Below are 19616 nucleotides of genomic sequence, written 5' to 3' on the forward strand. Positions count from 1 at the left end.
CGACCCGAGTCCGCCATGTCAGTCGCAGAGCTTGTTCCAGAGCTTCCCGGAGTAGCTCGAAATCTGGTAGCCGATGTTCACGCAGCGGTTGTTGGTGCCGTACTTGCGGATCGCGCCCGCGAAGTACTCGTAGTTGCCGAAGTCGTAGACGGTGCCCTGGGTTCCGGTGGAGAACTCCAGGCTGACGTAGGTCATGGTCGCGACCCCCACTAACGGCCCCGCGTGGCGCACGATCGCGCAGTTCGTGCCGTTACTGGCCGAGCTGTAGTACACCTCGACGTGGGCGATCGTCGTTCCGCCCGCGTTCTTGATCGGGTGGTTGATCTTGCGCGTGCCCGCGCAGGACGAGTAGACGGGGGTGTTCGCGTCCGCGCTCGCGACGGGTGCGGCGAGCACGAACGAGCTGGCAACCACTGCGGCACCGACGACCGCGGACACAACCGACTTCACTGGACCTCCAAGTTGATCGCTGACAACATCGGATGTTAGCCACGCCAACAGTGAGGATTTCTTGTTTTAGCCGAGTTCGCGGATTTTGACCTGCGAATCTGCAAAGCTGAGGCTCCCGTGACACTGCGGGCACCACCGATTCATCTGAGGGGTACTCATATGAAGTTCCGTTCGATGCTGGCCGCCGCCGGCTTGACCGCCGCCGCCGTCCTGGGCCTCGCAGGCCCCGCCCAGGCCGCCGACATCGTCCCGAGCGGGTGCACCGGCGCCCGCCAGCTGGGTGCGACCGCGTACGCCAAGAACAGCGCGGGCGCGACCGTGGCGAGCATCAAGCAGTACTACGGCGTGTGCAACGGCGCCCCGAGGAACTGGACCTACGCGTACGTGTGGCAGAGCTTCTTCGACACCGGCAAGGGCTACCACGTCAAGGCGGGCATCCTCACCCCCGGCGCCACCTCGGCGATCGGCTTCCGCAGCGCCGCGCGACCCACCCGCGCGCTCGTGTCCACCCCCGTCGCCACCACCGGCACCTGCACGCGCGGGTGGGGTGGCCTGGACCTGACCTCGGGCGGCTCCTACACCGCGACGACCGCCCAGGTCTGCTGACCCTTCGCGCGGCTGGGGCGACACGGCCCCAGCCGCGCGGTTCCGCGCCGGGGCGGGTGGCGCGCGTGATCGAATACCGCCATGGCCACTGGACCCACCCACGCGATGAGCGGCCTGGCGGCCTGGGCGGCCGTCACCGCCATCGCCGCCGACACCGCGTTAGGCACCCTGTCGATCAAGGGGTGGCTGGTGGGCGCCGTGCTGGCCACCGGGGCGGCGCTGCTGCCCGACCTCGACCACCCTGAGTCGACGGTGTCGAGCACGTTCGGCCAGGTGACCGCGGCCGGGTCGAAGCTGATCAACGCGGTCAGCCACGGGATCTACCAGGTCACCCGGACCAGCCGCGACAGCGACCGCGACGGCGGCCACCGCGGCTTCACCCACACCCTCGTCTTCGCCGCGTTCGCCGCCGTGATCACCACGGCCACGATCCAGACCAGCCGCTCGTGGGCGCTGCCGGTGCTGATGTTCTTCTTCAGCGGCCTGGCCGTGCGCGGGATCATGCACAAGTGGTGTCCCCGCAACGACGCGCTGTGGATCACCGGCACGGCGATCATGCTGACCTACGCGTGTCTGAAGTGGACAGACCAGACCTCGGCCGACGCCGCCGCCTGCGGGGTGGCGGTCGGCATCGGCTGCATCGCGCACTACCTGGGGGACGCGATCACCGAGCAGGGCTGCCCGATCCTGTGGCCGGTCCCCATCGCGTGGCGCACGTGGTTCCCCGTTGCGCCGCCGAAGTTCCTCCGCATGCGCACGGGCGGCCGGGTCGAGATGGCACTCGTCGGCCCGCTGGTCACCCTGGTCGCGGTATGGGCGTCGGCCATTGCCCTGCACCGCGCGGGCGCGCTGCCGATGCTCGACGGCGTCAACATGACGCCGTGGAACCTGATCGACCTGCCCGACTGGAAGTTCTGGACCTAGCCCGGGTGCGCCCCCACCGCGTCGCGGATCTGCGAACCGAGCTCGGCGTCGGCGCTGTGGGCACAGTGGGCGCAGCAGAAGAACCGCCCCTCGACCTCCACGCCGTGGCCGAGGATGCGGCAGCGGCAGTGCTCACACACGGGCGCCAGCTTGGTGATCGCGCACTCGAAGCTGTCGAAGGTGTGCACCTGGCCGCTGACCGTGTGCACCTCGAACGCCATCCAGTAGTCGTTGCCGCAGGTGTCGCAAACCGCCATCCGCCCACTCCCTGGTCCGTCGTGACCCTTGCAGCCTGAACCCACCCGGGTGTGGCGGCAACCCGAACCGGTGCTACCTGGCGACCTCGTCGGCAGCGTCGCGAACGCCTTGGCTCATCGTCCGGACCATTAGCTCCGGGCGAGACGTGCCCATGGCGTTCACCAACCGCCCCATCAGGTCTTGGTCGTCCAGAACGCGCAGCAACTCGGCCACACCCGAGTCATCGAGCAGACTCGGTATCTGCGACCCCGGGAGCCACGCTCCTGCCTGCTGCGGGTCGTAGTCGAACTTCTCGAGCGCGTCGAAGTCCTCTTCGTAGAGCCGATCGAGGTACTTCCCGGACGAATACCACTCGATCATCGTCGCCAAATCGAGGGCGTCGCGAGTGTCGTCGCGATGGCGATCTCGCCAAGCGAAGAGCTTCAGAAGCACGAGAGCCGGGATCGCCGGAACCTTGATCGAGATCCCGTCCGGCAGGAGCACCGTCTGTGCCGAATCGACCGCTTCGCGAAAGCCGAGGACGCTCATAGCGTGGTCGTCTGGCCATACGATCGTCCGGTCCGCCAGTTCGATGCCGCCGTAGGGCACTACATCGACCTCGGTCCCCTCGACGATGAACTTGTGCGCACTACGGCCGTGCCTGACCAGTTTCCGTACCAGGTTTCCGAATTCGTCCCAGGATGCGACTTCGGCCGCGATGTCGATGTCACTTGTCCGACGTTGGGGACTCGTGCCCAGCAGGTCGATTGAGATCAGAGAGCGCGCGGTCGCCCCCACGACCAGGTACTGAACCCGCGCTTCGTCCGCCGCGTCATCAATCCAGGCCAGCACCTTGGCGGCCCGCAGGGCCTCATAGTCGGTCGAGGCCCGCAAGTCGATCGTCACTGATTCTGATCCTGTCCGCGTGTTCACGTTGACGAGGGTCGCCGGAGGCGAGCAGATCAGCGTAGATCAACGCGGGTGGCACGACCCACGACTGCCCCGCCATCGTCCAGAACCGTCGTCGTACGTGGATGTTTCCGGCCCGTTCCGCGCGCATCATTCGATGCCTGGCTATGAGCGAACGAGGTAGCTCTTCCGCATAGAAGGTGAGGGTGGCCGGGGTGAGATGCGGGTCGAGGATGCTCGCGCCCGCCTCGCCGCCCAACTGGACGTTCGACCGCGTCAACTCGTCCGCCGACTCCCGCCACCAGGCGATGTCGGGGACCTCGAAGTCCCCCAGGGACAGCGCGGGCGAGAGCCTGGTCGAGTAGGCCTCCGACCAACGGTTGAGCAGTTCCCCCGCTCGTCCCAACCTGCGTTCGCCCGCCACGTCGTACAAGTAGCCCGCTTTGACCAGGTCGTCGACGACCGCCTGGGCCGTGCCGAGCGAGACTCCGGCCGCGCTCGCGAGCCCACGCAGCGGCTCCGCGGCCATGGTCGGCCAGCTGAGCACGACGAACCCGACCTGCAGCCCCGCGCGGCCGAACGCCTTGCTCCCCAGTGATGTCGAACCGCTGGTGCGCCCGCCCGCTTTGCGGCGGCCCCGGATGTCGATGAGCACGTCGCCCCAAGCGATGTGCGCGTTGCCCGCCTCATCGATGTAGTCGATTCCCCGCTCGCGCAGCAGGCCCGCGGCTTGTTCGGTGATCGTGCGGGCGACCACTAAAGTGGGGAGCGATGCGTGCGGGTGGAGTGCCGTGGCGAGTTCGGCGGGCACGGTCCGCTTGATCTCGATGGCGTAGGTCTGGGCCGCGCCTGATGCTCGGCTGACGCGGGCGATCACGTCGACTTCCCGGTCGGCGGCGCGCTTCCCCGATGTCATGTCGATCTTGAGGCCGACCACGCGCAGCCAGTCCCGCAGCTCGGCCAGCTCGGCGTGTTCGTTCAGAATTTCGCCATGTTCATTTTCGCTGAACATGCATCAATTTTGAACGCAAGCCGGTTCGACGCAAGTTCTCGCAGCTCAGCATCGCTCAGAGCCCCGGGTTGAACGCGGCGTGGAAGAATCCCAACATGCCTGACCTGCGCCTGACCGGCGACGCCGAGGCGGACCGCCTCCTCACCACCGACCCGTTCGCCCTGCTGACGGGCATGCTCCTCGACCAGCAGGTGCCGATGGAGACGGCGTTCATCGGGCCGAAGAAGCTCGCCGACCGGATGGACGGCTTCGACGTCGCCAAGATCGCCGCGACCGACCTCGACGCCTTCGTGGAGCTGTGCGTCCAGAAGCCCGCGATCCACCGGTACGCCGGGTCCATGGGCAGGCGCTTGCACGCGCTCGCCGAGCACATCGTCGAGCACTACGAAGGCGACACCGCGCGGATCTGGACCGACGGGGACCCGGACGGCAAAGAGGTCCTCAAGCGCCTCAAGGCGCTGCCCGGGTTCGGCGACCAGAAGGCCCGCATCTTCCTTGCCCTGCTGGGCAAGCAGCGCGGCGTGCGGCCCGCCGGGTGGCGCGAGGCCGCGGGCGCGTACGGCGACGAGGGCTCGTTCCGCTCCATCGCCGACGTGACCAGCGCGGAGTCGCTCGCCGAGGTCCGCGCGTTCAAGAAAGCCGCCAAAGCCGCCGCGAAGTAGGGCCCGCGCCAACTAAGATCACGCGGCGTGAAGGGCACGGATCAGTCCCGGAGCTCAGCGAAGATCGGTCTCTGGCGCGCGCTCGCGGTCGCCGTGGCCGGGACCGCCCTGGCGGTGTCGATCAACTTCGCCACCGCCGGCGGTAGTTCCCTGTGGTGGGTGGCGGTCGCGGTGTCGACCCTGTTGGTCGCCGTGGCCCCGGTCATCCGGGCCGAGCACCTCACCGGGCGCCGGGTCGTCGCCCTCGTGACCGTGATCGTGGCGGCCTGGCTGGTCACCGCGGGCGTGGTGAACTCCCGCCCGACCACCGCCGACCGGGCAACACCGACGACGACCACCGCCGCGCCGAGGATGGCGGCGCCCCTCGATTCCAGTTCGGAGGCGACGGCCGCCCGCCTCAGCGACGGCTTGCGCGCCTCGGGCACGCTGCCCGCCAGCCTGACGGTCAAGAACGGCAACGCCGAAGGCGTGCACGAGCCGCCGCTGGAGTTCGAGATCCGGCAGGGCGCCTACCGCATGACCGCGACCCTGCACGACGCCCGGGGCAGCGCGACCCTGGTCATCGACGTCGACCGCCTCGACAACCACCCGGCGCGGCCCGAGTGCGGCGCGGCCGAGCGCTGCTACGCGGTCGACCAGCCGGACGGCACGCGCGTGCAGCTGTATCACTCGGACGACGGCTTCCAGACCACCGCCGTCACCGCCATCCGGAGCGACGGCACCTACCTCTTGCTCGACCTGTGCGGCTGCGATCCGGCCCACGAGAAGGTCACCCGCGACGGGCTGCCGCTGTCCGACCGGCAGCTCGTCGACATCGCGACGGCGAAGGCGCTGTCGATCACCTGACGGGTAGGTTTCCCCGCGTGCAGCCTCCCGTCATCCCCGGCCTGACGCTCGCGGGTCCCCTCGGCCAAGGCGGGTTCGGCACCGTCTTCCTCGCCCGCCAAGACCGGCTCGAACGCGATGTCGCGGTCAAGGTCGACAACCGGGTGCTGGCCACCGAGCGCGACCGGGTGCGGTTCCTCCGCGAGGCGCGGGCGGCGGCGCGGCTGTCCGGCCATCCCAACGTGGTCAACGTCTACGACGCGGGCGTCACCGCCGACGGGTGCCCGTACATCGTCATGGAGCTGTGCACCGGCGGGTCGCTGGCCGACGTGCAGGCGCGCGAGGGCGTGCTCGCGGTCGACCGGGTGATCGAGATGGGCGGTCAGCTCGCCGACGCGCTGGCCCACGCGCACGCCGCCGGGATCCTGCACCGGGACATCAAGCCTGCGAACATCCTGGTCAACGCGTTCGGCGCGGTGAAGCTGGCCGATTTCGGGCTCGCCGCGATCCTCGACGCGCACGCCGAGCACACCGTGACGGTCGGCGCGCTGAGCCCGAACTTCGCCGCGCCCGAGGTGTTCGCGCACGCCGCTCCGAGTCGGGCGGGCGACATCTATTCACTCGGCGCCACCCTCTACACGCTGGCCAGCGGCAGGCGCCCGCGCGACATCCCGTGGCCGTCGGACTCGCTCGACTCGCTGGTCGCCGCCCTGCGCGCGCCGGTCGCGCCGATCGAGCACGCGCCGCCGCGGCTCAACTCGGCGCTGCTCGGGGCGCTCGAAGCCGACTCCGGGCGGCGCACGCTCAGCGCGGAGCAGTTGCGCGACGAGCTGACCGGGCTGCTGCCGCCGCGCCGGATCGTGGCGGCGCCGAAGCGGCGGGCGGGGCGGATCGTCGCGGCCGTGGTGGCCGGGGTGGCGCTGGTCGCCGCCGGATTCGTCGCGCGGGGATTGGTCACCCCGGACAGCGCCGCGGCGGCGAACACCGCGGCGAAGGAGCCGACCGCGGTCCCACCGAAGATGACGGACTGCGGCAAGGACAGCTTCTGCGTGTCCGACACGTGCTTCGGCGGACTGGTCACCGTCGGCGACCGCGACGTGCAGGCCCGGTCGATCCCGTGCGCGGACCCGCACCACAACGAGGCGTTCAGCGGGATCTGGCTGTCCGACGAGGACGCCGTGCGCAACGTCAGTGAGATCGCCGAGCTGCCCGGCGTGAAGGCGGCGTGCTCGGCCGACGTCATGCGCGAGCGGACGGAGTCCGACGCCGACACGGCGGGCTGGGAAATCGACATCATCCCGTCCGACGCGGGCAGCCAGGGGCGCACGTACCTGTACTGCATCGCGAGTCCGGCCGAGGGAACCAGCTCCCGCAGCGTCTTCACTGGCTGACCCGCGCCCGCCCGCTTACGCTGGTGGGCGCGGAGGTGGGCCCCATGCGAGCAGCGGTAGGCGACCGACTACACGTCCACGGTCGCAGAGTCGGCAATGCGGATGCCCTGGGTGAGATCGTCGAGGTGCGCGGTGCCGACGGCGCCCCGCCGTACCTGGTCAAGTTCGACGACGGGCACCAGGGTTTGGTCTTCCCCGGCCCGGACTGCGAGGTCGAGCACGAGTCCCCCTGACGGGACTGGATAACCTGTGGCCCTCTTCGACTATCAAGGGGGCACCATGCGAACTCGGCTGGCGACCATCCTGGCCGCGGCGACGCTGACGGCTGGTCTGACCGCGTGCGAGCAGGTGCGCGAAGCCACGGGCGCGGCCGACGCGGCCACCGACAAGGCGGGCATCTGCCTCGACGCGGTGAAGCTCGCGGGCTTCTACCCGGACGTCTCCAACCCGGAGCAGGCGGTGAAGGACGCGGAGAAGACCGCGCAGGAGCTGTCCGCCCTGGCGGAGAAGACCGGGGACACCACGCTCAAGGACGCCATCAACGGCGTGTCCGACAAGATCGGCGCGCTCGGCCCCGGCTCGATCGACCCGGCGAACGTCGCCGCGTGGGCCAAGGAGAAGGTCGGCGCGGTGAACGCGCTCACTCAGGCCTGCCTGTAGAACGCCGACGGCCGCCTGTCCATTGCGGACAGGCGGCCGTCTCACCGCGGGATTACACGTTCGTGATTTCCTCGATCAGGGCATCGACGTCGAAGTGATCGCTCTCCGTGCCCAACGGGACGATCTTCGTGGTGGCCATGAGGAACCGCTCGACCGCGTCGTGCTCCATCTCCAGCACCGCGTGCCCCTCGGGCGACTCGATCTCCAGCACCATCACCGACCGGCCGCCGGAGAACTCCGGACTCAGCCGCACGTCACCCTCGCCAGACGGCCCGATGAGCCCGGCGACCAGCAGATCGCGCGCGAAGATCCACTCGACCCACCGGTCCCGGTCGGTCTGGAACGCCGCGGTGATGGTGAACGGCTCGCTTGCCCGGTACGTCCACCGGGAGCGCACCGGAGTGCTGCCGCCGTACAGCGAGATGAGCTGCTCAGTGTGCTGCGCGTTGGTGGTCATCTCGTCGCCTCCTGTTCCCGGTTTCCGCTCGTGGTTGTGCGAACCCGTCAGCAGGGAAACGTCAGCGGCGGCGGTCTGTGATGCCACAACCTGCACATTCACGCTATCGGGGGACGAGCGCACGAAAGTGGCTCGTGCCGGTGAGGGCCTGGACCTACGCTCAGTGCGATGTCAGACGCCCATTTCGAACATCCCCGCCTGGTCTCCGTCTATGACGCACTCGACCCGGACCGCTCGGATCTCGACGTCTACGCCGCGATCGTGGGCGAGTTCGGCGCCCGGAAGGTGCTCGACATCGGCAGCGGGACCGGCGTTTTCGCGCTGATGCTCGCCGACCTGGGCATCGACGTGACCGGCGTCGAGCCCGCCCGCGCCTCACTCGAGTTCGCCATGGCCAAACCGGGCGCCGAGCGCGTCCGCTGGATCGACGGCGACGCCCGCGCCCTGCCCGACCTGCGCGCAGACCTCGCGACCATGACCGGCAACGTCGCACAGGCCATCGCTGACCAGGCCGATTGGGCGGTGACGCTGGACGGCATCCACACCGCGCTGCGGCCGGGCGGGCATTTGGTGTTCGAGACCCGCGACCCCGCGCGCCGCGCGTGGGACGAGTGGAACCGGTCCGCGTCACACCAGGTGACCTCGCTGCCCGGGGTCGGCGAGGTGGAGACCTGGACCGACCTGGTCGACGTCAGCCTGCCGCTGGTGACCTTCCGCGGGACCTGGGTGTTCCCGGACGGCGAGGTGCTCACGTCGGACTCGACGCTGCGCTTCCGCGAGCGGGACGAAGTCGCCGCCGACCTGGCCGACCACGGCTACACCGTCAAGGAAGTCCGCGACGCGCCGGACCGGCCGGGACGGGAGTTCGTGTTCATCGCGGCCAGAGACGACGACAGGGCCCCGCCGAAGCGAGGCCCTGTCGACTAGCGGTGAAACTCAGATCAGGCCGAGCGCCTTGACCGCGTCGCGCTCCTCGGCCAGTTCGTTGACCGAGGCGTCGATGCGCTGGCGGGAGAAGTCGTTGATCTCCAGGCCCTGGACGATCTCGTACGAGCCGCCCTTGCAGACCACCGGGAACGACGAGATCAGGCCCTCGGGGACGCCGTACGAGCCGTCCGACGGGATGGCCATCGAGGTCCAGTCGCCCTCGGCGGTGCCGTTGACCCAGTCGTAGATGTGGTCGATGGCGGCGTTCGCGGCCGAGGCGGCCGACGACGCGCCGCGGGCCTCGATGATCGCCGCGCCGCGCTTGGCCACGGTCGGGATGAAGGTGTCGGCGAGCCAGGCCTCGTCGTTGACGGCCTCGGCGGCGTTGCGGCCGCCGACCTCGGCGTTGAAGAGGTCCGGGTACTGGGTGGCCGAGTGGTTGCCCCAGATGGTCAGCTTCTTGATGTCGGTGACCGACACGCCCAGCTTGGCCGCGAGCTGCGAGATCGCGCGGTTGTGGTCGAGGCGGGTCATCGCGGTGAAGCGCTCACGCGGGACGTCCGGGGCGTGCGAGGCGGCGATGAGGGCGTTGGTGTTGGCCGGGTTGCCGACCACCAGCACGCGCACGTCGTCGGCGGCACCGGCGTTGATGGCCTCGCCCTGCGGCTTGAAGATGCCACCGTTGGCCGAGAGCAGGTCGCCGCGCTCCATACCGGCCGCGCGCGGGCGCGCGCCGACGAGCAGGGCGACGTTCACGCCGTCGAACGCCTTCTTGGCGTCGTCGGTGATCTCGATGCCGCTGAGCAGCGGGAAGGCGCAGTCGTCGAGCTCCATCGCGGTGCCCTCGGCGGCCTTGACGGCCTGCGGGATCTCCAGCAGCCGCAGGTTGACCTGGGTGTCGGCGCCCAGCAGCTGACCGGAGGCGATGCGGAACAGCAGGGCGTAGCCGATCTGGCCGGCGGCGCCGGTGACGGTGACGTTGACGGGTGCCACTTGGCGGATCCTCCCGAATAGCTGATGTTGCGGTCCCAAGGAAGGGATCGCTGGTTCACGGGCGCGTCCACGCGGCAGGGCTGCCCTGTCAGCAGCGTCGCCCGGCACCGGGCAGGCTACCAAGCACCCCGGCCCGACGACCGCGCGCGGTGAGCAGGGTCTCGGTGGTCCCCATCGGGTGGTTCTGCGCCGACAGGCCCCTGAACTGCGCCGTCGGGCCCGCCGCGCGGTCGATCATGACGCCATCGGCCGTCAGCCTGGAGGGAACCACACCGGAACATGGTTATCGAACTGCTCGGCGAGGAACTGCGCGGGCATCGGGAGGGAGCGGGGCTGAGCCTGGCGGAGGTGACCGCCAAGACGGGCATCAGCACGTCGAAGCTGAGCCGGATGGAGAACGGCCGCAAACCCCAGAAGGCCGCCGACGTCGACCTGCTGCTGAAGGTCTACGGCGTGCAGGGTTCCCGCCGCGACGACCTGCTCGCCCTGGTCGACGGCATGGGCGGGGCGCAGTCGGCCACCCTGCGCGTGCTGGAGTCGAAGGCGACGATGCTGGTCGACTACGAGCAGGCCATCGTCCCCGCGCTGCTGCAGACCGTCCCGTACGCGCAGGCCGCGCTGCGCGAGGTGAGCATGATCGACGAGGGCTGCGTCGAGGAGCAGTACACCCACCGCCTGCGCCGCCAGGCCGTGCTGCGCCGGGCGGACTCGCCGCGGTTCTTCGCGATCGTGGCCGAGTCGGCGCTGCGCGCGGCGGTCGGCGGTCGCGACGTCATGCGCGGGCAGCTTCGCTACCTGGGCGAGGCCGGGCGCAAGCCGAACGTGACGATCCGGGTGGTGCCGGACCTGCCGCACGGGCATCCCGGGCTCGGCGGGCCGTTCCAGCGGCTGCAGTTCCGCGAGCGCGGCGCCGTGGTGGTGCTGGAGAACCGGACCTCGACGATGATCGTCGAGGAGCCCGCCGAGGTGAAGGTCTACGACCGGATCGTGGTCGAGCTGCTCAGCGTCGCGCTGTCCGAGGCCGAGTCGATGACCATGATCGAGAGCCTGACGATGGCGCCCGCCTGATCAGCGCGAGAGCGGGCCGCCCTCGATGGTCATGGCCACGGCGATGACCATCACACCGAACGCGGTGTAGGCGAGCACGTCGATGGCGCGGCTGCGGATCGCGATGAGACCCGCCTGCTCGTCGCGCAGCAGCACCCGCAGGCCCGCGGCGAGCAGGAGCGCCAGGCCGATCCACACCGTGCCCTCGCGCCAGTAGTACTGCGCGATCCGCACGAGCCCGACCAGCACCACCGCCATGACCAGCCCGAACGGCAGGTGGACCAGGGCGGGGTGCTTGCCGGTGCGCGGCCCGCCGCTCACGCCGGCAGGTCCCGCTCTGCGGCGTCGACGGTGCTCATCAGCGGCGCGACAGTCATCGGGCTGCGGCGTTTCGCTCGGCAGCGGCCACCGTGTTGCTCATCAGCATCGCGATGGTCATCGGGCCGACGCCGCCGGGCATCGGGGCCAGGAAGCCCGCGACCTCGCGCACGTCCGGGTGCACGTCGCCGACCAGGCCCGCGTCGGTGCGGGTGACGCCGACGTCGAGGACGGCGGCACCCGGCTTGATCATGTCGGCGGTGATCAGGCCCGCGTTGCCCGCCGCGGCCACGACGATGTCGGCGCGGCGCACCTCGGCGGCGAGGTCCTTGGTGCCGGTGTGGCACAGGGTGACCGTGGCGTTCTCGCTGCGGCGGGTCAGCAGCAGGCCCAGCGGGCGGCCGACGGTGACACCGCGGCCGACGACGGTGACCCGGGCACCGGCCAGCGGGATGTCGTAGCGGCGGAGCAGCTCCACGATGCCGACCGGGGTGCACGGCAGCGGGCCCTCGTCGCCGAGGACGAGCTTGCCCAGGTTGACCGGGTGCAGGCCGTCGGAGTCCTTGTTCGGGTCGACCCGCTGCAGCGCGCGGCCCGCGTCGAGGTGGCCGGGCAGCGGAAGCTGGATGAGGTAGCCGGTGCAGTCCGGGTTGGCGTTCAGCTCGTCGATGACGGCTTCCAGCTCGGCCTGCGTGGTCTCGGCGGGGAGGTCGCGGCGGATCGAGTTGAGACCGATCTTCTTGCACGTGCGGTGCTTGCTGCGCACATAGGACTGGGAGCCGGGGTCGTCGCCGACCAGCACCGTGCCCAGCCCGGGGACCACGCCGCGCTCGGCGAGGGCCTCGACCCGGCCGCGCAGCTCGGCGAGGATGGCGTCACGGGTGGCGTTGCCGTCAAGAATCGTCGCGGTCACGTGCCCCATCCTCTCACTCGCGGCGCGGCAGGGCGGCGACCCCCACCGCGACGAAGGTGATCACGACGCCCGCGACGGTGGCCGGTTGGACCACGTCGTCGGCCACGTCGAGCAGGACGGCGCCCGCGAGTTGGCCCGCGACCGCGCACAGGCCGACCATCAGCACGCCGATGAGCCGGACGGCGAACACCGCCGTCGACAGGGCGATGGGGCCGAGCGTGCCGCCGACGTAGAGCCACCATTCGCTCGGCAGCGGGTTGGGCAGGCCGCGCACGGCGATGTCGACGGCGGTCGCGATCAGGAGCGCGACGAGGCCGACAGCGAAGTTGAGCGTGGACGCGACGGCGACGCTGTCGGCGAACTTGCGGACCTGGCCGTTGACCGCCTGCTGCCAGCCGAGACCGGCCCCGGCCAGCGCGGGGATGAGGGCCAGCCAGAGGTGGCCTGGTCGCGAGAACTCGTCGGACACGGCGACCCCGACGGCGACGACCGCGAGCGCGGCGCCGAACGCGCGGGGGCCGGTGATCGGCTGCGGGTCGCCGGGGGCGATGCCCGCGCGGTCGACGACAAGGCTGCTCATGACCTGCCCGGCGACGACGGCGACGGTGAAGACTGCCACGCCGAGGAGGGTGACGGTGAGGCCCTGGGAAGTGACGTACCAGGCGCCCACTACTCCGCCGAGGCACTGCCATGGTTGGAGTTGGCGGGTCCGCAGGGCGTGGGTGAGGCGTTTGACGCCCGCGCGGGCGGTCGGCGTGACGGCGACGGCGGTGATGAGGATGACCAGGCCGATGATGAAGGAGATGGTCGCGGCGATCAGGCCGTCACCGAGTTCCGTGCCGAGCCTGCCGTTGATCCGCGCTTGCAGGGCCAGGACGACCCCACCGCCGATGGCGACGACCGCGCCTGCGGACCTCCCCACGGCGGCCCCCACCGCCGGTTCCCGCACGCCCCTCGCCCCTCTCCGGCTTTGGTTCCGCATTTGAACAATCCGACGGTCGGCGCGGTCAGATCCAGCGGTGCCGGACAGCGTGCACGGCCAGTTGGAACCTCGTGGTGGCGCCCGCGTGGTCCATCAGGCGCTGCAGGTGGCGGAACACCGTGCGCCTGCTGACGCCGAGCTGTCGTGCGATCGCGTCGTCGTTCGCGCCCGCCGCCAGCAGTCCCAGCAGCCGCTGCTCGATCGGCTGAACCGGCGAGGCGGCGCGCGCGGCGCCGTGCAGCGGGACCGCGAGCCGCCACGACGCCTCGAACAGCCCGATCAGCGCCGACAGCAGGCTGCTCGGCCGCACCACCAGCAGCGACCGGTTGACGTCGGCCTCGGCGACCGGCAGCGACACCGTGGCGAACTGCTGATCGATGATCGTCAGCTTCACCGGCACCTCGGGCAGCACCCTGGCCTGCTCACCAGCGGCGACGCACGGCTGGATGTTGGCCGCGTACCGCCCCGGGTCCTCGACGGCCGCGCGCGAGTAGACGACCTTGTAGGTGACCTCACCCCTGGCCAGCTGCTCCAGCTCGGCGTTGTTGACGTGGCCTTCGGTGAAGTACGGCGGCGAGTCGAGCCTGCGGATCTCACTGCGCGCGCTCAGCTCCATCTGCTGGATGCGCTGGGCGATGGCGGTGCCGGTGACGACCTCGATCAGGTCGTCGGTGCGCTGCGGCGAGATCGCGCGGCGGAACGTGTCATAGGCGTTGAGGGTGGCCACGCGGGCCTGCTCGAGCTCCGACTCCCGGCGTCGGCTGAGGATCTGCAGGCCGGAGGCGGGCGGGACCGGGGTGATCGTCGCCCCGTCCGGGCCGCCCGCGCCCACGAGACCGGCGTCGATCAGCGCGCGCAGACTGCGCCGGACCAGGTCCAACGGCTCAGCCGAGCCGACGGCGATCTCCTCGGCGGTCGACGGCCCGGTGCGCAGGAGGTAGGTGTAGCTGCGGATCTCGTCATCGGGCAGCCCCAGACGAGAAAGGTGCGGCGCGAGATCGCCCTCGGACATGCCGCGAAGGTTGGCACAGATGTGACGGTGACACAAACAGGTTGCCCCGTCCCACCGTCGGGCGATGTGGAAGGGTCAACGACCGAACCACCGTATGCCGGGGGCTTGCGGACAGGAGAAGATGTCTACGTGGCACAACCGACGCAGCTGAACCCGACGGAACAGGATGCCCTGGTCAAGCAGATCGGGCTGGCACTGTTGCGCGCGGCGCCCGCGGACTGGCACTCGATCAGCGTGGAGTACCGCGCCCTGGGCCGCTACGCCGAGGCGACGGGCAAGCTCACCCGTGCCGACGAGAGCGCCGAGGAGTTCAAGGTCTCCCCGGAGATCGCGGTCCTGTTCACCAGGCTGCGCGCCGGGATGTACCGAGAGGGCCGCGGCACCTGGTACAACGCCCGCTACCAGCTCGACCAGCCCTCGGCCTACAACCTCGAGTACGACCGCGACGAGCCGCAGTGGATCAACCCACCGCCGCCCCCCGCGTACGCCGACGACCTCCGCATGTTCCCCCGCGAGGAACAGAACGTCCCCGAATGGCTGATGCGCCGCATGGCGGGCCTCAAGCCCCCCTTCCGCGTCGCCCGAATCTTCGACGGCGCGGGCCCGAACGGTAAGCCGATGGTCAACCGGCCACCGATCGACGACGCCGAAGAGGTCTTGCGCTACCTCGACAGCGCCCCGCTGGCCTTGCCTCAGCGCGGCTTCGACAAGGACTACCTGGACGACGAGGGCAGGCAGGCGGTTCCGGTGGCGTTCCACACCGATGGGACGTGGATCTGGCCCGCCGCGGTGAACTACTACCTTCGCGCCCACGCCACGCCGCCGGAACCGGACCTGCTGGATCACATCCGCCGGGCAGCCGGTCCCCCGGACGTCGATGAGCCCACCCGAACCGCCGCCGCCAACTTCATGACCCGCGGCGCCCCCCGCAGGCCGAATGGCAGCCCCCAGCCGGACCGGCAGGCAGGCCGCCCAGAGCCGGGCCGTCCAGCCGCCGATGCGCGCCCCGCGGAGCCCGGCCGCCCCGCCGAAGCCGGTCGCGCAGGCGAGCCCGGCCGCCCCGCCGAGCCCGGTCGCGCAGGCGAACCCAATCAGCCCGGCCTCCCAATCGGCGATGTCCGCCCCGCAGACGCCAGCCGCCCTGGCGAGCCCAGCCACGCCGAGGCCGGCCGCCCGTCCGGCGATAACCGCCCCACCGAGGCAAACCGCCCCGGCGAACCCGGCCACGGCGCAGACCTCGGCCGCGTTGGCGAGCCCGCCGAACTCGGCCGCCCAATCGATAGCCGCCCCGCCGAGGCCGGCCGCCCCGGCGAACCCGGCCGCGGAGCAAACCTCGGCCACGCAGGCGAGCCGACCCAACCCGGACGTCCCGGCCACGAGGCAGAACCGGGCCGCACAGCCGAGCCCCGCCACCCTGGCGATCCCGGCCGCGCAGCAGACCTCAGCCGCACAGCCGAGCCCCGCCACCCTGGCGATCCCGGCCGCGCAGCAGACCTCAGCCGCACAGGCGAACCCAACCAGCCCGGCGAATCCGGCCGCGGCGCAGACCTTGGTCGCACGGGCGATCCCGCCCAGTCCACCGAACCCAACCGTCCGACCGGCTCTGGCCTGCCCGGGGAACCTGTCCGCGGCACTGAATCTGGCTACCCCGGCGAGCCCCGCCGCGGCGCAGAACCTGGCCACACAGGCGAACCCGGCCACCCCGGCGAACCAGGCCGCGGCGCCGATCTCGGTCGCACGGGCGATCCCGCCCAGCCCACCGAACCCAACCGTCCGACCGGCTTTGGCCTGCCGGGAGAACCCGTCCGCGGTGCTGAACCTGGCTACCCCGGCGAGCCCCGCCATGGCGGGGAAGCCAGCCGCGGCGCAGAGCCCGGCCGCGGCGAGCCCATCCCCGCCGAAGCTGGCCGTCCCGTCCGCGATGGGCGTCCCGCCGAGCCTGGCCACCCCGCCGAATCTGGACTTGGCAGCCAGCCCTCCGAACCCGTCCGCGGTGCCGAACCTGGCCATCGCGTTGCTGAACCTGGCCACGCCGACGCCCCCAGCCAGGGCGAATCTGGAGCGGGCAGGCCCGCCGGCGCTCCTGTCGGATACAGCCGTCCGTCCGAAGGTGTCGCGGACCTTTTCACCCCGGTCCGGCCAGTGGATGCCCCGCGCCAGAACGGCTCCGCACGCGGCGCCGAAGCGGATCCGCGAACTGAGCAGCCCAACGCACCCCGTGCGGGCGTCGAGCAGCCAGGTCCCCGCGGTGATGTCCAGCCCCGGGTCCCCGAGTACCCGGCGAGCGGTACGTCGACCCGGCCGCCGATCATGGGTCCGGACGGCCCGGTTCCCCCCATCCCCGTCCAGGCCGGCTACGCCATGCTGCACAGGGACCGCCAAACGCCGCCCCCGGTCGACGAGACCCCGGCCGACACAGCGGAGCGGACCGCCCACTGGACGCCCGAGTGGGCCGCCAAGCCCGACCCCGAGCCTGCCGACGGACCGCAGGCGACGGCCAAGTGGTCCCCCACCGACTGGTCGACCGAGATCCCGCCCGAGCACGCAGGCACCCAGCCGACGGTCGACGAGACGGCAGCCCACCTCAACGAACCGCCCACGGACACCGACGACCAGGCGCGGAGCGACGACACCCCAGCCGAACTGGACGACGTGCAACCCACAGCCGTCGACAGCCAAGACCTGGGCGCCGACATCCCGACGCCCGTCGACACCGAAGCGCCAAGCCGCGAATGGGCGGCGGCCACCCAGCCACCGGCGACCCCAAGCGGCGACTGGACGGCGACTCCCGCGGCGGTGGAACCGGGCGAGGCGCAGCCCGTCGCCAACCCAGTGGCAGACGAGCAGGCGCAAGCCCCCGCCCACGCGATGCCCCACGACACGGGCGCGCCAGCCGGCGACGATCAGGAGTCGGACGGGCCGGCCCACGCCCACGCGATGCCCGTTGACGGCCAGGCGCCAGATGGTCAGGCACACACCCACGCGACGCCCGTCGACAGCCAAGCGCCAGATGGTCAGGCGCAGGCCCACGCAATCCCGCATGACCCGCGGCCAGTCGTGGGCATGCCCGACAGCCAAGAGCAGGCGCACATCCCCGCACCGGCCGGCGCGCAATCGACGCTCGACAGCGAAGAGTCGGACGAGGAAGCGCACTCCTACACCCAAGAACTAGACGATCTGCGAGCGGCGGACACGCCACCCGCCAACTCGCCCGACAGCCAGGAACAGGGCGAACAGGCGGAGGCCCCTGCCCACGCAATGCCTGTCGAGTCGGGACCGGAAACCGCGCAGGCTCACCAACAGTCCGGCGACGAGCCCGCCTCCTTCGGCGAGAACGCCGAGGGTTGGGAGCGTTCGGAGGAGTCGGTCATTCCGGCGGGGGATCTCTCGCCCACCGAGCTAGGTGACCGGCCCACGGGCGAGTGGAGCGGTGAGCCCGCGACCATCCCCGCAGGGGACGTGTCCCCCACGGAGGTCGCGGACGCCGTGGTGCCCGTGACCGTCGAGCTGTCGGCTGCCGATGAAGAGGCTGTCGCGCGGCTGCGGGAGCGGCTCGCCGGGTTGGGTATCGCCGAGGGGCGGTATCGGGTCGGTGAGGGCTCGGACGTGCCCGCGTGGGCGATGGTCCGCGCGCCGGAGGGGTGGCAGGTCGGTTGGTACGACGACGGCTTCCGGTCCTCGGCCCTCTTCGTCGACGCCGCGGATGCTGGGGCGTTCCTGGTAGGCAAGTTGTTGTTGGACGAGGTTCCCGCCGAGGGCCCCGCGACGGTGCGGGCGCCGCTGGCGGATCTCGAAGACGACGACGATGACGAGTACGACCGCCGGTCCCGCAAGCCCGTCGCACCGTCGAACGGTGGGGACGAGTTGTTCCGGCCGACGCGCACGGAGCCCGCAGGCGAGTTGTTCCAGCCGACCGTCGCCGCGCCGTCGCCGGTTTTCGATGACGAGGAAGAGGACGAGTACCAGTTGGCGCGCACGGCGCCTCGGCCCGCGCAGCGGAAGGTGGAGCCGAAGCGGCCGCAGGACTGGCCGATTCAGCCACGACCGGGTGAACCGCCGCTGACCCTCTTCCGAGGGAAGGCGCTCACGGAACTGGCACCGGGCACCGAGATCGACCGCTACGGCGAACCTGGCGGCAACCTGACCTACGCCGCGGGGACACCGTTCGAACGCCGTTCGCTGGTGCCTGACTGGGTGACGAGGCCGTATCGCGCCTACCGGGTGGCGCGGCCGACCGAGGTGCTGACGGGAATCGCGATTCCGTGGTTCGAGCAGCCCGGCGGCGGGACCGCGTTCATCCTCGCCCGGTCGGTCGCGGAACTGGTCGACAGTGGGAACCTCGTGGAGATCACGGATCGGGAGCCACCCACGCGCGCGCACTAGCCGAGCGATCGTGGTCGCGGCGGCCAGAGCAGGAGTTGCCATCCGCGCGGGCGGTGCCCGCGCGGATGGCAACGGCCCACGCCCAATCGTGTGCGGGGTACGCGACGAGCAAGCAACGGGCACGGCATGGAGCGATCCATCGTTTCGCGGGTCAAAGCAGCGGCGAAGGCGCCCAGTCGCCGCACGAGCCACGGCCGCGCCGAGCGCTTGACGACGCGGGCGTGCGATTAAGCGAGTCGAGCGCAGTTCACGGCGGCTGCGAACACGCCAGGCAACGCCAGTCGTGGCGGCGGCGACGTGTTAGTCGATGCGTAGGCCGTGGGCGACGGCGAAGGCGATGGCGGTGTCCAGGTCCACTCGGGCGCCGCGGAAGGTTGCGTGGACCAGGCCGTCGGCGGTGATTCGGGCGCCTCGAAGGTCGGCGTTGTCCAGTTGGGTGCCGCGTAGGCGGGCATCGGTGAGGTCGGCGTCACGCAGGTCGGTGTCGCGGAGGTCGGCGTCGGTCAGGTTGGCTTCGCGGAGGCGGAGGCCGGTCAAGGTTGTCTTGCGTAGTGCTGCGCCTGCCAGAGCGACGAGGGTCAGGTCGGTGTCGCGGATTGTCCAGGGGCGCAGGCGGCAGTCGAGGAACGTTGAGCCGATCAGGCTGCAGCCGACGAACTCGCTGAACATCAGGGTTGCCCGGTCGAACTTGCATGACCGGAACGCCGACGTACGGTGCCGGGACTCCCCCAGGTCGGCGCGGGAGAAGTCGCAGTTGGTGAACGTGCAGCCCGTGGTCACCAGGCCGCGCAGGTCGGCGTCGCTGAAGTCGCAGTCGGTGAAGTGCCGTTGGTCCCACTCCTGGCCGTGCAGGTCGCAGTCGCGGTAGTCCTCGCCGGTTTCCACTCGACCAGCCTGCCATGGACCCG

21 protein-coding genes are annotated in these 19616 nt (G+C 70.8%); 10 read left to right on the forward strand and 11 right to left on the reverse strand.

Translation table 11 applies throughout. The features are described 5' to 3' along the window. Positions 1-18: 18 nt before the first annotated feature. Positions 19-450 carry a hypothetical protein gene (locus ACSHT8_RS19330; protein ID WP_436492268.1) on the reverse strand — a complete coding sequence of 144 codons (432 nt, stop codon included), beginning with the start codon at positions 448-450 and terminating at the stop codon, positions 19-21. Positions 451-609: 159 nt separating this feature from the next. Here ACSHT8_RS19330 and ACSHT8_RS19335 point away from each other — a divergent pair, with 159 nt between their 5' ends. Continuing rightward, on the forward strand, positions 610-1056 hold the full coding sequence (locus ACSHT8_RS19335; RefSeq protein ID WP_436492269.1) for a hypothetical protein: 447 nt from the start codon (positions 610-612) through the stop codon (positions 1054-1056). Positions 1057-1137: 81 nt separating this feature from the next. Beyond that, positions 1138-1980, forward strand: a complete 843-nt coding sequence (locus tag ACSHT8_RS19340; protein WP_436492270.1) for a metal-dependent hydrolase — start codon at positions 1138-1140, stop codon at positions 1978-1980. Here ACSHT8_RS19340 and ACSHT8_RS19345 read toward each other — a convergent pair. The 3 genes from ACSHT8_RS19345 to ACSHT8_RS19355 form a co-directional block, all read right to left on the reverse strand. Continuing rightward, positions 1977-2237 carry a Prokaryotic metallothionein gene (locus tag ACSHT8_RS19345; RefSeq protein WP_436492271.1) on the reverse strand — a complete coding sequence of 87 codons (261 nt, stop codon included), beginning with the start codon at positions 2235-2237 and terminating at the stop codon, positions 1977-1979. The genes ACSHT8_RS19340 and ACSHT8_RS19345 overlap by 4 nt on opposite strands. Positions 2238-2310: 73 nt before the next feature. Then, a complete protein-coding gene (locus ACSHT8_RS19350) occupies positions 2311-3123 on the reverse strand; it encodes a nucleotidyl transferase AbiEii/AbiGii toxin family protein (protein WP_436492273.1) in 813 nt (270 codons plus the stop codon). Next, positions 3089-4138, reverse strand: a complete 1050-nt coding sequence (locus ACSHT8_RS19355; RefSeq protein WP_436492274.1) for a type IV toxin-antitoxin system AbiEi family antitoxin — start codon at positions 4136-4138, stop codon at positions 3089-3091. Before ACSHT8_RS19355 ends, ACSHT8_RS19350 begins: the two co-directional genes overlap by 35 nt. A gap of 95 nt (positions 4139-4233) precedes the next feature. On the opposite strand from ACSHT8_RS19355, the gene ACSHT8_RS19360 reads away from it, so the two are divergent. The 5 genes from ACSHT8_RS19360 to ACSHT8_RS19380 are packed head-to-tail and all read left to right on the forward strand — an operon-like array spanning position 4234 to position 7676. Beyond that, positions 4234-4800, forward strand: a complete 567-nt coding sequence (locus tag ACSHT8_RS19360; RefSeq protein ID WP_436492275.1) for an HhH-GPD-type base excision DNA repair protein — start codon at positions 4234-4236, stop codon at positions 4798-4800. Positions 4801-4827: 27 nt separating this feature from the next. Continuing rightward, positions 4828-5646, forward strand: coding sequence for a hypothetical protein (locus ACSHT8_RS19365; protein ID WP_436492276.1), 819 nt, complete (start codon positions 4828-4830; stop codon positions 5644-5646). A 17-nt stretch (positions 5647-5663) separates the two neighbouring features. Continuing rightward, complete coding sequence (locus ACSHT8_RS19370) at positions 5664-7016, forward strand: serine/threonine-protein kinase (RefSeq protein WP_436492277.1); 1353 nt, start codon at positions 5664-5666, stop codon at positions 7014-7016. Positions 7017-7060: 44 nt separating this feature from the next. Beyond that, on the forward strand, positions 7061-7249 hold the full coding sequence (locus ACSHT8_RS19375) for a DUF1918 domain-containing protein (protein WP_436492278.1): 189 nt from the start codon (positions 7061-7063) through the stop codon (positions 7247-7249). A gap of 46 nt (positions 7250-7295) precedes the next feature. After that, on the forward strand, positions 7296-7676 hold the full coding sequence (locus ACSHT8_RS19380; RefSeq protein ID WP_436492279.1) for a bacteriophage spanin2 family protein: 381 nt from the start codon (positions 7296-7298) through the stop codon (positions 7674-7676). 52 nt (positions 7677-7728) lie between these two features. Here the strand turns inward: ACSHT8_RS19380 and ACSHT8_RS19385 are convergent, their stop codons facing one another. Next, positions 7729-8133, reverse strand: coding sequence for an SsgA family sporulation/cell division regulator (locus tag ACSHT8_RS19385; protein ID WP_436492280.1), 405 nt, complete (start codon positions 8131-8133; stop codon positions 7729-7731). Positions 8134-8301: 168 nt separating this feature from the next. On the opposite strand from ACSHT8_RS19385, the gene ACSHT8_RS19390 reads away from it, so the two are divergent. Next, positions 8302-9060, forward strand: a complete 759-nt coding sequence (locus tag ACSHT8_RS19390; RefSeq protein WP_436492281.1) for a class I SAM-dependent methyltransferase — start codon at positions 8302-8304, stop codon at positions 9058-9060. Positions 9061-9069: 9 nt separating this feature from the next. On the opposite strand, the gene ACSHT8_RS19395 is transcribed toward ACSHT8_RS19390, so the two are convergent. After that, entirely contained in the window at positions 9070-10053 is a 984-nt protein-coding gene (locus ACSHT8_RS19395; RefSeq protein ID WP_436492282.1) for a malate dehydrogenase, read from the reverse strand. Between the two features lie 279 nt (positions 10054-10332). Between ACSHT8_RS19395 and ACSHT8_RS19400 the strand changes: the two genes are divergently transcribed. Beyond that, positions 10333-11121: a helix-turn-helix domain-containing protein gene (locus ACSHT8_RS19400; RefSeq protein WP_436492283.1), complete on the forward strand. Its 789-nt coding sequence runs from the start codon at positions 10333-10335 to the stop codon at positions 11119-11121. Here the strand turns inward: ACSHT8_RS19400 and ACSHT8_RS19405 are convergent, their stop codons facing one another. From ACSHT8_RS19405 to ACSHT8_RS19420, 4 genes are all read right to left on the reverse strand, one after another. Beyond that, entirely contained in the window at positions 11122-11421 is a 300-nt protein-coding gene (locus ACSHT8_RS19405) for a DUF3017 domain-containing protein (RefSeq protein WP_436492284.1), read from the reverse strand. A gap of 52 nt (positions 11422-11473) precedes the next feature. Continuing rightward, positions 11474-12331, reverse strand: coding sequence for a bifunctional methylenetetrahydrofolate dehydrogenase/methenyltetrahydrofolate cyclohydrolase (locus ACSHT8_RS19410; protein ID WP_436492285.1), 858 nt, complete (start codon positions 12329-12331; stop codon positions 11474-11476). Between the two features lie 13 nt (positions 12332-12344). Beyond that, on the reverse strand, positions 12345-13253 hold the full coding sequence (locus tag ACSHT8_RS19415) for a DMT family transporter (RefSeq protein ID WP_436492286.1): 909 nt from the start codon (positions 13251-13253) through the stop codon (positions 12345-12347). Between the two features lie 85 nt (positions 13254-13338). Beyond that, positions 13339-14325: a helix-turn-helix transcriptional regulator gene (locus ACSHT8_RS19420; RefSeq protein ID WP_436492287.1), complete on the reverse strand. Its 987-nt coding sequence runs from the start codon at positions 14323-14325 to the stop codon at positions 13339-13341. Positions 14326-14454: 129 nt separating this feature from the next. Here ACSHT8_RS19420 and ACSHT8_RS19425 point away from each other — a divergent pair, with 129 nt between their 5' ends. Beyond that, positions 14455-18708 carry a glycohydrolase toxin TNT-related protein gene (locus ACSHT8_RS19425; RefSeq protein ID WP_436492288.1) on the forward strand — a complete coding sequence of 1418 codons (4254 nt, stop codon included), beginning with the start codon at positions 14455-14457 and terminating at the stop codon, positions 18706-18708. A gap of 300 nt (positions 18709-19008) precedes the next feature. On the opposite strand, the gene ACSHT8_RS19430 is transcribed toward ACSHT8_RS19425, so the two are convergent. Then, complete coding sequence (locus tag ACSHT8_RS19430; protein ID WP_436492290.1) at positions 19009-19593, reverse strand: pentapeptide repeat-containing protein; 585 nt, start codon at positions 19591-19593, stop codon at positions 19009-19011. Positions 19594-19616 lie beyond the last annotated feature (23 nt).

The organism is Actinokineospora sp. HUAS TT18, from assembly GCF_051364635.1.
In the GTDB taxonomy this organism is placed as follows: domain Bacteria; phylum Actinomycetota; class Actinomycetes; order Mycobacteriales; family Pseudonocardiaceae; genus Actinokineospora.